Origin of the sequence: Brevibacterium spongiae (assembly GCF_026168515.1) — a bacterium.
GTDB classification, from domain to species: Bacteria; Actinomycetota; Actinomycetes; order Actinomycetales; family Brevibacteriaceae; genus Brevibacterium; species Brevibacterium spongiae.
Genome location: NZ_CP093443.1, coordinates 2,175,238 through 2,187,722 on the forward strand (window position 1 = coordinate 2,175,238; position 12,485 = coordinate 2,187,722).

General features: G+C 63.9%; 7 protein-coding genes. 1 reads left to right on the forward strand and 6 read right to left on the reverse strand.

Features of this window, described 5'->3' with window-relative positions; genetic code table 11:
• Positions 1–13 precede the first annotated feature (13 nt).
• The 3 genes from uvrC to L1F31_RS09940 all read right to left on the reverse strand — a co-directional run bounded on the left by uvrC (position 14) and on the right by L1F31_RS09940 (position 7,332).
• Positions 14–1,873 carry an excinuclease ABC subunit UvrC gene (uvrC, locus tag L1F31_RS09930; protein ID WP_265417144.1) on the reverse strand — a complete coding sequence of 620 codons (1,860 nt, stop codon included), beginning with the start codon at positions 1,871–1,873 and terminating at the stop codon, positions 14–16.
• Between the two features lie 4 nt (positions 1,874–1,877).
• Positions 1,878–4,748 (reverse strand): excinuclease ABC subunit UvrA, encoded by a 2,871-nt coding sequence (gene uvrA, locus L1F31_RS09935; RefSeq protein ID WP_265420420.1) that lies wholly within the window; start codon positions 4,746–4,748, stop codon positions 1,878–1,880.
• Between the two features lie 82 nt (positions 4,749–4,830).
• A complete protein-coding gene (locus L1F31_RS09940) occupies positions 4,831–7,332 on the reverse strand; it encodes a DEAD/DEAH box helicase (RefSeq protein ID WP_265417145.1) in 2,502 nt (833 codons plus the stop codon).
• Positions 7,333–7,399: 67 nt separating this feature from the next.
• Between L1F31_RS09940 and L1F31_RS09945 the strand changes: the two genes are divergently transcribed.
• Positions 7,400–7,690 carry a YciI family protein gene (locus L1F31_RS09945; RefSeq protein WP_265417146.1) on the forward strand — a complete coding sequence of 97 codons (291 nt, stop codon included), beginning with the start codon at positions 7,400–7,402 and terminating at the stop codon, positions 7,688–7,690.
• A gap of 174 nt (positions 7,691–7,864) precedes the next feature.
• Here the strand turns inward: L1F31_RS09945 and L1F31_RS09950 are convergent, their stop codons facing one another.
• From L1F31_RS09950 to coaE, 3 genes are all read right to left on the reverse strand, one after another.
• Positions 7,865–8,923: a TerC/Alx family metal homeostasis membrane protein gene (locus tag L1F31_RS09950; RefSeq protein WP_265417147.1), complete on the reverse strand. Its 1,059-nt coding sequence runs from the start codon at positions 8,921–8,923 to the stop codon at positions 7,865–7,867.
• A gap of 188 nt (positions 8,924–9,111) precedes the next feature.
• A complete protein-coding gene (uvrB, locus tag L1F31_RS09955; RefSeq protein WP_265417148.1) occupies positions 9,112–11,244 on the reverse strand; it encodes an excinuclease ABC subunit UvrB in 2,133 nt (710 codons plus the stop codon).
• Between the two features lie 58 nt (positions 11,245–11,302).
• A complete protein-coding gene (gene coaE, locus L1F31_RS09960) occupies positions 11,303–12,478 on the reverse strand; it encodes a dephospho-CoA kinase (RefSeq protein ID WP_265417149.1) in 1,176 nt (391 codons plus the stop codon).
• Positions 12,479–12,485 lie beyond the last annotated feature (7 nt).

Consider the following 12,485-nt stretch of genomic DNA (forward strand, 5'->3'; position numbering starts at 1 on the left):
AGATTCGCCGCGCTCACTCAGCCAGAGCCGCGACGATCTTCGCTGCGAGGGAGGGACCGATTCCCTTGACCTCGCAGATCTCCTCAGCGGAGGCGGCGCGGACCTTCTTCACCGACCCGAAGTGCCGCAGCAGTGCGGTGCGTTTGGATTCGCCGAGCCCGGGGATGTCGTCGAGGACCGAGCTGGTCATCGCCTTCGCGCGCTTCGACCGGTGGTAGGTGATGGCGAAGCGGTGAGCTTCGTCGCGCAGCCGCTGCATGAGGAACAGCCCCTCGGAGTTGCGCGGCAGGATCACCGGGAACGGATCGTCGGGAACCCAGATCTCCTCGAGCCGTTTGGCCAGACCGACCACGGAGATGTCGACGATTCCGAGATCCGTCAGCGCCCTCATCGCGGCGGCGACCTGCGGGCCGGCACCGTCGACGACGAGGAGGCTGGGCCGGTAGCCGAAGCGCTCATCGGGTTCGTCGGCGCCCACCTGCTCCAAGTAGCGGCTGAACCGGCGGGAGACGACGTCGTACATCGACGCCGTATCATCGGCGGCGGCTTCGCCGTGGATGGCGAAGTGCCGGTAGTCGCGCTTCTTCGCCATTCCGTCTTCGAACACGACGAGGGAGGCCACGACGTTCGATCCCTGTGTGTGGGAGATGTCGATGCATTCGATGCGCAGCGGAGCCTCGGGCAGGCCGAGATGCTCTTGGATCTCTTTGAGCGCCTGGCTGCGCGTGGTGAGATCGGAGGAGCGTTTGAGTTTGTGCTGGATGAGCGCTTCCTTCGCGTTCTTGTCCACTGTCTCCAGGGCCGCGCGCTTCTCACCTCGTTCGGGCACGCGGACGGTGACTCGGGATCCGCGCTGCTGGCTCAGCCAGGATTCGAGAGACTCCTGATCGGCAGGGAGCGTGTCGACGAGGATCTCCTTCGGGATCGCGTCGGCATCGAGACCGGTGTAGGCCTGCCGCAGATAGTCGGTGGTCAGCTCCGCCGGGGTGTGGTCGTCGGAGCGCTCGATGATCCACCCGCGTTGGCCGCGGATCCGCCCCTGTCGGACGTGGAAGACCTGCACGGAGGCTTCGAGCTCTTCGGTGACGAGGGCGAAGATATCGCAGTCGGCGCTGACGGAGAGCACCACGGCGGATTTGTCGAGCACCTTCTGCAGTGCGGTGATCTCGTCCCGCAGTCCCGCGGCGCGTTCGTAGTCGAGGTCTTCGGCCGCCTTGGCCATCTCCTTCTTCCGGTAGCTGATGAACCGGCCGGTGTTGCCCGACATGAAGTCGGAGATGCTGCGGGCCAGCTCCCGGTGCTCGTCCTTGGTGATCTGGCCGACGCAGGGTGCTGCGCATTTGTCGATGTAGCCGAGCAGGCAGGGTCGACCACTGCGCTCTGCTCGCCGATAGACCCCAGGGGTGCAGGTGCGCATCGGGAAGGCCTTGAGCAACAGGTCGAGGGTGTCCTTGATCGCCCACACCTGGGCGAAGGGGCCGAAGTACTTCACGCCCTTGCGGCGCTTTCCGCGGGTGATGAAGGCGCGGGGCACTTCGTCGTTCATGGTGATCGCGAGGTACGGGTAGGACTTGTCGTCGCGGAACATGACGTTGAACCGCGGATTGAACTCGTTGATCCACGTCCATTCGAGCTGCAGGGCTTCGACCTCGGTGTCGACGACGGTCCATTCCACTGAGTTCGCGGTGTGGACCATCGTCGATGTCCGCGGGTGCAGCGCGGCCGGGTTCGCGAAGTACGAGTTGAGACGGTTGCGGAGGTTCTTCGCCTTCCCGACGTAGATCACCCGGCGGTCGGGATCTCGGAACTTGTACACCCCGGCCGAGGTCGGGATGGACCCCGTGGCCGGGCGGTAGCTGGATGGATCGGGCATGGGATCAGGCGTCGAGCATCGGCTTGAGGTAGCGCCCGGTGTGGGATGCGGTCACCTCGGCGACCTCCTCGGGGGTGCCTTGGGCGATGATCTGACCGCCGCCGCGGCCGCCCTCGGGCCCGAGGTCGATGATGTGGTCGGCATTGCCGATGACGTCGAGGTTGTGTTCGATGACGATGACGGTATTGCCTTTGTCGACGAGTCCCTGGAGGACCATGAGCAGCTTCGAGATGTCCTCGAAGTGCAGACCGGTCGTCGGTTCGTCGAGCACGTAGACGGTGCGTCCGCGCGAACGCTTCTGCAGTTCGGCCGCGAGCTTGACGCGCTGCGCCTCACCACCGGACAGGGTCGTCGCCGGCTGGCCGAGGCGGACGTATCCGAGTCCCACCTCGACGAGGGTCTTCAGATGACGGGAGATCGCGGGAATCGCGGCGAAGAAGTCATTGGCCTCTTCGATGGGCATGTCGAGGACCTCGGCGATGTTCTTGCCCTTGAACGTGACTTCGAGGGTCTCCCGGTTGTACCGGGCTCCCTGGCAGACCTCGCAGGGTACGTAGACGTCGGGCAGGAAGTTCATCTCGATCTTGATCGTGCCGTCGCCGCTGCAGTTCTCGCAGCGACCGCCTTTGACGTTGAAGGAGAAGCGTCCCGGCAGGTAGCCGCGGATCTTCGCGGACTCCGTTTCGGCGAAGAGCCTGCGCACGTGGTCGAACACGCCGGTGTAGGTGGCGGGGTTCGAGCGCGGGGTCCGCCCGATCGGCGACTGATCGACGTGGACGACCTTGTCGAGGTTGTCCAGGCCGGTCACCCGCTTGTGTCGTCCGGGCACGCGGGAGGCGCCGTTGAGGACATTGGCCATCTGCGTGTAGAGGATCTCGTTGACCAGGGTCGACTTGCCCGAACCGGACACTCCAGTGACAGCGGTGAACACGCCGAGCGGGAACGACACCGTGACATCTCGGAGGTTGTTCTCCACCGCCTTCTCGACGGTGACCATGCGCTCCTTGTCGACGGGGCGTCGAGTCGGCGGGATCTGGATCTCGCGGCGACCGGACAGGTAGTCGCCGGTGATCGATCCGGCAGCGTCCCTGAGCCCGGGCACGGGTCCTGAGTAGACGACCTCTCCCCCGTGTTCGCCGGCGCCGGGGCCGATGTCGACGACCCAATCGGCGGCTGCGATGGTGTCCTCGTCGTGTTCGACGACGATGAGGGTGTTGCCCAGGTCCTTGAGCTTGTTGAGCGTTTCGATGAGGCGTCGATTGTCGCGCTGATGCAGACCGATCGACGGTTCGTCGAGGACATAGAGCACGCCGACGAGCCCCGAGCCGATCTGCGTGGCCAGACGGATGCGCTGAGCTTCGCCGCCGGACAGGGTGCCGGCGGCCCGGTTGAGGCTGAGGTAGTCGAGGCCCACGTCGAGGAGGAATCCGAGACGGGCGTTGATCTCCTTCATCACCTGGGCGGCCACGGCAGCATCCCGGTCGCTGAGTTCGAGTCCGCCGAGGAACTGTGCGGCTTCGTCGAGGGCGAGTTCGGAGACGTCGGCGATCGACTTCTCGCCCACCTTGACCGCCAGGATCTCAGGTTTGAGGCGTGTTCCCTGGCAGCTGGCACAGGGGATCTCGCGCATATACGACTCGTAGCGCTCCCGCGACCAATCGGATTCGGTCTCTTCGTGTTTGCGCTGGATGTACTGGTAGACGCCCTCGAAACCGGTCGAGTAGGTGCGTTCACGGCCGAAGCGGTTCTTGTACTTGACGTGGACCTTGTAGTCCTTGCCGGTCAGGATCGCAGTCTTCGCGGACTTCGGCAGCTTCTTCCACGGAGTCTTCATATCGAAGCCCAGTTCGTCGCCGAGTCCCTTGAGGAGCCGGTTGAAGTACTTCGAGACCTGTTTGCCGCCCGACCAGGGAGCGATCGCTCCTGCCCCGAGGCTGAGGTCCTCATCGGGGATGACGAGATCCTCATCGACCTGCAGGCGGGTGCCGATGCCGTCACAGGTGGGGCAGGCGCCGAACGGCGAGTTGAAGGAGAAGGAGCGCGGTTCGATCTCGTCGATCGTCAGCGGATGTTCGTTCGGGCACGACATGTGTTCGGAGAACGTGCGGGTCGTGCCTTCGTCGACGAGGTCGATGTCGATGCGTCCGTCGGCGAGTCCGAGCGCGGTCTCCACCGAGTCCGTCAGGCGCTGACGCATGCCTGGCTTCGCCACGAGACGGTCGACGATGACGGAGATCGTGTGCTTGTACTGCTTCTCCAGGGTCGGAGGTTCGCTCAGGCTGATCTGCTCACCGTCGACGACGGCACGGGAGAAGCCCTTGGCCTGAAGCTCACTGAAGAGGTCGACGAACTCTCCCTTGCGGGACCGCACGACGGGGGCGAGCACGAGGAACTTCGTGCGCTCTTCGAGCTCGAGCAGCTGATCGACGATCTGCTGCGGGGACTGCTTCGTGATCACCTCACCGCAGACCGGGCAGTGCGGGATGCCGATGCGCGCCCACAGCAGACGCAGGAAGTCGTAGACCTCGGTGATCGTGCCGACGGTCGAACGCGGATTGCGTGATGTCGACTTCTGGTCGATCGACACTGCCGGGGACAGCCCTTCGATGAAGTCGACATCGGGTTTGTCCATCTGCCCGAGGAACATGCGGGCATAGGAGGACAGGGATTCGACGTAGCGCCGCTGGCCTTCGGCGAAGATCGTGTCGAAGGCCAGGGACGACTTGCCGGAACCGGACAGTCCGGTGAAGACGACCATGGAGTCACGCGGCAGGGCGATCTCGACGTTCTTGAGATTGTGTGCCCGCGCGCCCTTGACCCACAGGGTGTCGAGATGGGAGACGCCTGTCACTTGCTCGCCGTTATTGGTTTTCATCACCTGACCACTGTATTACTCGGCACTGACATTGCTTCATTCTCGGCTCTCGGAGCCGAGGCCCGCGACGTGTTCGCGGACCTCATCCCGTGGCGCCGATCTCGCCGACGGAGACGATGCGGAGCACGATGTCTCCGGCTTCGTCGCTGGCTTCCACGTCCACCTCGGCGTCGATGGCCCAGTCCCGGTTCTCTTCCGGATCGGCCAGGATCTGGCGGACGGTCCACGTGGGGGAACCGGGTTCGATGTCGATATATTCCCGACCACGGGCCTTCTGGTCGGTGAGGAGTTCGCCGTAGACGTCGTAGAAGTCCTCGATCGCGTCTTCCCAGGCGCGGGCGTCGAAGCCGGACTCCGCATCGAGGCGTCCGAGCTCTGCGTAGTCGGCGCGTTCGGCCAGCAGCACGCGGTGGAACAGGGCATTGCGGATCTCGGCGGTGAACACCTTCGTGTTCTCGGAGAAGCGTCGGTCCAGTGCCGGCAGCTCATCGGCATGTTGGGTCGGATCGAGACCCTGCAGGGTCCGCCATTCGTCGAGCAGGGACGAGTCGGTGCGGGCGATGGTCTCGCCGAGCCATTCGATGATGTCGGCCAGTTCCTCGGTCCGGTTCTCCGCGGGCACATTGTGCAGAAGCGCCCGGTAGACGTCGGTGAGGTATCTCAGCAGACTTCCTTCGGAGCGGGCCAGGGAGTAGTAGGCGACGAACTGGGTGAATCCCATCGACTGTTCGATCATGTCGCGCAGGACGGATTTCGGTTCGAAGTTTCCGCCGCGCAGCCATGGGTGGGTCTCGACGAAGTGGTCGAAGGCGGGGTCGAGCATCTCGGCCAGAGGTGCGGGTCCCTCGATGTCGTCGAGGATCGCCATCCGTTCGGAGTAGTCGACGCCTTCGGCTTTGAGTTCGGCCAGAGTGTCGCCCTTGATCCGGTCGAGTTGGCCCTTGAGGATCTGGAACGGCACCGAGGTGGTCGATTCGACGATGGAGACGATGTCGAGGGCGTAGGTGTCGTCGTCTTCCTGCAGGAGGTCGAGGGCGGCGAGGACGAACGGCGCCAGCGGCTGGTTGAGCGCGAACTGTGGGCCGAGGTCCTGGGTCGGGACGAGTTCGTCTCCCCTGGTCTCGATGAGCCCGGCGTCGAGGAGGGATCGTCCGATGCTGATCGCCGTGAGTTTGAGATCGAGGCGGCGGTCGCGGCTCTCGTGCGTCTTGTCGATGAAGTCGCTGATCGTCGACACATCTGAACCGGGCCGAGCGACGAGGTTGAGGATGGTCGAGTGGTCGATCTTCATCCGCGGGCGCAGCGTCTCGGATTCGCCTTCGATGAGTTTGGTGAAGGTCTCCTCGGACCAGCCGACGAAACCTGCCGGGGCGGCCTTCTTCTTGACCTTCTTCTTTTTCTTCTTGTCGTTGTTGTCGGCCTTCGCTTCGGCCTTGAGGTTGTCGATGACGTGTTCGGGAGCTTGGGCGATGACGTAGCCGCGGGTGTCGAATCCGGCCCGGCCGGCGCGACCGGCCAGCTGCTGGAATTCGCGGACGCTGAGTCTGCGCATCTTCCGACCGTCGAATTTGGTCAGTCCGGTCAGCAGCACGGAGCGGATCGGCACGTTGATGCCCACACCGAGGGTGTCGGTGCCGGAGATGACGAGCAGCAGGCCCCACAGCGCGAGCTGTTCGATGAGGCGCCGGTATTTGGGCAGCATCCCGGCGTGGTGGACGCCCACGCCGTGGAGGAGCAGCTTGCGCAGGCTCTGCCCGAAGCCCTTGCCGAAGGAGAAGCCTTTGATGGCCGCGGCGATCGCGGCTCTCTGATCTTTCGTCGCGAGGTCCACCGAGAGCAGGTTCGTGGCGAGGTCGATGGCGCCGTTCTGGGAATACGAGACGACGTAGACCGGGGCTTTGTCATGTCGGACGAGTCCGCGCAGGGTGTCCGAGAGCGTGTCCGTGGAGTACTCGTAGTCGAGCGGAACGGGCCTGGTCGCCGAGGTGACGACGGATGAATCGCGTCCCGTCGTCTCGCGCATGGTCCGGCGGATATCCGTGGTGTCGCCCAAGGTGGCGGACATGAGGACGAATTGGGACTGCGGCATCTCGAGCAGGGGCACCTGCCAGGCCCAGCTGCGTGAGGGGTCGGCGACATAGTGGAATTCGTCCATGACGACCATGCCCGCGTCGAGCATCCCGCCTTCGCGAAGTGCCTGGTTGGCGAGGATCTCCGCCGTGGCGCAGATGACGGGGGCGTCGCCGTTGACCGTCGAGTCGCCGGTGATCATGCCGACGTTCTCGGCCCCGAAGGCGGCGATGAGGGAGAAGAACTTCTCACTGACCAGGGCCTTGAGCGGAGCCGTGTAATAGGCCCGGATGCCCCGGGTGTACGACTGGTAGAGGGCGAAGAGGGCAACGAGCGACTTTCCCGAACCGGTCGGGGTGGCCATGATCGTGTTGTCGCCGGCGAGGATGGTGAGGAACGCCTCGTCCTGTGCCGGGTAGGGTTCGACGCCGATGTCTGCGCAGTATTCGCCGAAGGACTCGTAGATGGAGTCGTCGTCGGCGAATTCCGCCGGGATCTCCTGCAATCTGGCCACGCTGATGCACAGACCTTTCCGATTAGACTGATTCGTGTTCAATCCTAAAGCCGAACGGAGCTCATCGATGCCAGTCTTCGCCGTCACCTATACCTATGGTCCGGATACCTCCACCCGGATGGACAGCCGTCCGAGTCATCGCCAGTGGCAGTCTGATCTCGTCGAGGCCGGGGTGATCCTCGCGTCCGGCCCCCTGGACGACGAGCCGCAGCCGGGCGGGCTGCTCATCTTCAGCGCCGCTGATCGTGCGGAGGTCGAGCGGCATCTCGCCGATGACCCCTATGCTTCGGTCGGCGTCATCGAATCCGTGTCGGTGCGCGGGTGGACCCCGGTCTTCGGGCCGTTCTCCCACGACTGACTCCGGACAGCGAACCGGGCTTCACACCGAGCAGACGGCAGGTCTCGCACCGTCCCGTCTGTGCTGGTGCTGCGAGAGCGGGGTCCGTCCTGATGTCAGGACGGACCCCGCTCTCACTTCCGCTGCGAGGACTTCGTCCTCATCCGGTGGGGGGGGGTGGCGGAGCCGGTGGGCTCAGGCCTCTTCGGACTCGTCGTCGCGGATGTCCTTGAAGCTCACTCCCTCTTTCTTCATCTTCATCAGCGAGGCGATGGTCGCCACGGCCATTGCGAGGACGATGAAGGTCAGCGACAGCCAGGTCGGCACCTCGGGGATCGAGTGGCCCCAGGAGAGGAACTCCCAATCGCTCGAAGACAGAGCATGGATGACGAGTTTGACGCCGATGAACGCGAGGATCGCTGCGATTCCGTAATGGAGGTAGACGAGCTTGTCGACGAGCCCGCCGAGCAGGAAGTACAGCTGCCTCAGTCCCATGAGTGCGAAGACGTTCGCTGTGAAGACGAGGAAGGCGTTCTGCGTGACGCCGAAGATCGCGGGGATCGAGTCGAGTGCAAACATCACGTCGGTGGAGCCGATCGCGACGAACACGATGAACATCGGGGTCCAGTACTTCTTATTATCATCGAGAGTGACCCGCAGCTTGTTGCCGTGGTATTCGTCGACGACGTTGATCCGCTTGCGGAGGAACCGGATGAGACCGTTCTCTCCGTCGCCGTCATCCTCGTTGCCGAAGGCCTGCCGGTAGGCGACGATGAGCAGGAAGATGCCGAAGATGAAGAACACCTCGACGAAGGCATTGATGATCGCCGCACCCGCGAGGATGAAGATTCCGCGGAAGATGATGGCGATGATGATGCCGACCATGAGCACTTCCTGCTGATACTTCCGCGGTACCGAGAAGCTGCCCATGATGATGATGAAGACGAACAGGTTGTCGATGCTCAGAGAGTATTCGAGCAGCCAGCCGGTGAGGAATTCGCTGCCGTGCTGCGTGTCGCCGATGGCGAACAGCGCTCCGGCGAAGGCCAGAGCGAGGGCGACGTAGAATGCCACCCAGATGCTCGCTTCACGCATCGACGGGGTGTGCGGTCGTTTGACGACGAGGAGGAGGTCGAAGACGAGGATGGCGACGACGACGATTCCCGAGGTGATCATGAACCACATCGGGATCGGGGATTCGCTTGCCGCCGCGGCGTTGCCGCCGGCTGCGAGCGTAGAGGACACGATATCCATGAAAGCCTTTCGTGGTGAATAGGTTATATCCGGGTCGAAAGTCTCTCCCACGCTGATTGTATGCGTGCGCTCCGCGTCCGGACCCCGAATGGGATCGTGATGACGACCGCGGATGGACGGGATACTCCCTTTCGCCAGCACACCAGTATAAACATGCCCCGTTGGGGGATGTTCCCGGCAGTGCCGGCTCAGGCGTGTCCGGCCTCCTTCATCTGCCGCAGTTCCTGTTTGAGATCGGAGAGCTCATCACGCAGACGGGCCGCGAGTTCGAACTGCAGTTCGGCAGCGGCCGAATGCATCTGGGAGGTCAGCGATTCGATGAGTTCGGTGAGGTCGGCGGCCGGCGGACGCAGTGAGCCGGGTTTGCCTGCGGCTTCCCGCTGTTCGTCGGTGAGCGTCGAGTTGTAGCCGCGCTTGCCCTTGCCGTAGTCGAATTCGGTGAGCAGCTCACGAGTGTCCTCGTCCTCACGCTGGAGCCGTTCGGTGATGTCTGCGATCCGCTTGACCAGCGGTGCCGGGTCGATGCCGTGCTCTTCGTTGTAGGCGACCTGGATCGCTCGCCTGCGGTCTGTTTCGTCGATGGCCGTGCGCATCGAGTCGGTGATCGTGTCCGCGTACATGTGCACCTGCCCGTGCAGGTTGCGGGCCGCGCGGCCGATGGTCTGGATGAGTGAGGTCGACGACCGCAGGAAGCCTTCCTTGTCGGCGTCGAGGATCGCCACGAGTGAGACTTCGGGCAGGTCGAGGCCCTCGCGCAGGAGGTTGATGCCGACGAGGACGTCGAATTCTCCGGCCCGCAGCTCTGTGAGAAGTTCCACACGTCGCAGCGTGTCGACATCCGAGTGGAGGTATTGGACGCGGATGTCGTGTTCGAGCAGATAGTCGGTGAGGTCTTCGGCCATCTTCTTCGTCAGCGTGGTCACCAGCACACGCTCGTTCGCATCGACTCTGGTCCTGATCTCGTCGAGCAGGTCATCGATCTGACCCTTCGTCGGCTTGACCTTGATCTCTGGGTCGACGAGCCCGGTGGGCCGGATGATCTGCTGGACATAGCCGTTGGCATTGCCGAGTTCGAAGTTGCCCGGAGTGGCCGAGAGATACACGGACTGACCGACGCGTTCCCGGAACTCGTCGAACTTCAGCGGCCGGTTGTCCATGGCGCTGGGCAGCCGGAATCCGTGTTCGACGAGGGTGCGTTTGCGCGACATATCGCCTTCGTACATGCCGCCGATCTGCGGCACGGTGACATGGGATTCGTCGATGACGAGGAGGAAGTCCTCGGGGAAGTAATCGAGCAGGCAGTTCGGTGCCGAACCGGGTGCGCGACCGTCGATGTGCCGCGAGTAGTTCTCGATCCCGGAGGTGAAGCCCATCGACTCCATCATCTCGAGGTCGTAGGTGGTGCGCATCTTCAGCCGCTGCGCTTCGAGGAGCTTGTTCTGCGACTCGAATTCGCTCAGCCGCTTCTGCAGCTCCTCTTCGATCTCGCTGACCGCGCGTCCCATCCTGTCCTCACCGGCGACGTAGTGAGAGGCCGGAAAGACGTGGATCGTATCCTCGTCGCGCACGATCTCCCCGGTCAGGGGGTGGAGGGTCTGCAGGGACTCGATCTCGTCGCCGAAGAATTCGATCCGCAGCGCCAGCTCTTCGTACTGGGGAATGATCTCGACGGTGTCGCCGCGGACTCTGAAGGTGCCGCGGGTGAACGCCATGTCGTTGCGCGCGTACTGCATCGAGACGAAGCGTTTGAGCAGTTCGTCGCGATCGCATTCGTCTCCCTTGTGCAGGGTGACCATGCGATCGACGTACTCCTCGGGAGTGCCGAGGCCGTAGATGCAGGAGACTGTCGAGACCACGACGACATCGCGCCTGGTCAGCAGCGAGTTCGTGGCCGAGTGGCGGAGCCTTTCGACTTCGTCGTTGATCGACGAGTCCTTTTCGATGAAGGTGTCCGTCTGCGGGACGTACGCTTCGGGCTGGTAGTAGTCGTAGTAGGACACGAAGTACTCGACCGCGTTGTTCGGCAGCAGCTGCCTGAACTCGTTCGCCAGCTGCGCAGCCAGTGTCTTGTTCGGGGCCATGATGAGAGTCGGTCTCTGCACCTGTTCGATGAGCCAGGCGGTCGTCGCAGATTTGCCGGTGCCTGTGGCGCCGAGCAGCACGATGTCCCGCTCCCCCGCGTCCAGCCGTTCGGAGATCTCCTTGATCGCGGTCGGCTGGTCACCGGAGGGAGAGTACTCGGAGACGACCTCGAAGGGTGCCACTTCGCGGGTGACGTCGGGACGGTGGCCGATCGCTGGCAAGGGGCGTTCTGAGCTCATGGTCCCAGCCTAGCCCTCGCCCCTGACATTGGGCACTGCGCATCCTCTGTCCTCTGATTCAGTCGAAGCTGTCGGGCACGAGGCGCCGCCGCATCTCGAGGAAGTACGGTTCCTTCGACTCCGCATATGCTCGTATCATCTCCGCGTCCGTCTCGCCGTTCGCCTTCGCCTCGGCGATGCGGTCGCACTTCAGCTGCAGATAGCGCTCTCGCTCCCCAGCGTCCTCGATGAGCAGGTCCCGGAATGCGCGGGCGAAGCGCGCACCGACGGAGTCCGCAGTGCGCAGGTGCAGGTTCACGGCCCGACCGGGATCCGTGTTCGCGTGGAACCAATTCCCCTCGGTCGAACGCTCGCCGAGGTGGTCGCTCATCTCTGCCCCCGGATAGCCGAGTTCGGCCAAGCGCGGCGCGAGATCTCGAGCGGCAGTGAGATCGGGGACGAGGACCTGCAGATCGATGACGTCTTTGGCCGCGAGGCCCGGCACCGAGGTGGATCCGATGTGTTCGATGGCGAATTCCTCCCCGGTGCCGTGCCGCAGCTTCGCGATGATGCGGGCCGCGTCACCGGCCCAGTCCGCGTTCTCCGGCGCAGTGAGACCGAGCGCCGGACGGGCGGCACGTCGTTCCAGTGCGAGGTTCTCCGCGAAGGGACGGATCCGTGATGCGATGAGCTCGGCCACCGTGGCTTCGGTCTCGGCCACAGAGCCTGAGTTGTCGATGCTGACGTCGCAGGCGCGTCTGCGAGTGTCGTCGTCGGCTTGGCGGGAGATCCGTGCTTCGGCGTCCTCACGGTCCATGCCGCGGGAGTCGATGAGCCTCTGAAGTCGCACCTCTGCCGGAACGTCGACGAGCAGGTTGAGGTGATAGGCGGGTGTCATCGAGTTCTCGACGAGGAGCGGCACATCGTGGACGATGATCTGCGCATCGGCGTGCCGGGCGAAGTGCTCGGCCGTGCGGTCGCGGATCGCCGGATGCATGAGGCCGTTGAGTCTGGCTGTGTGCTCGGCGTCGACGAAGGCGGCGGCAGCGAGGGCGGGCCGGTCGAGTGCGCCCGAATCATCGAGCACCTGGGGTCCGAAGGCGTCGGCGAGCTGTTCGAGCAGCGGCTGTCCGGGGGCGACAACCTCGCGGGCGATGACGTCGGCATCGACGAGCACTGCCCCGTGCTCGACGAGCATATTCGACACTGTTGACTTGCCGGCGCCGATTCCGCCGGTGAGACCGATTCTCAGCATGGTTGCA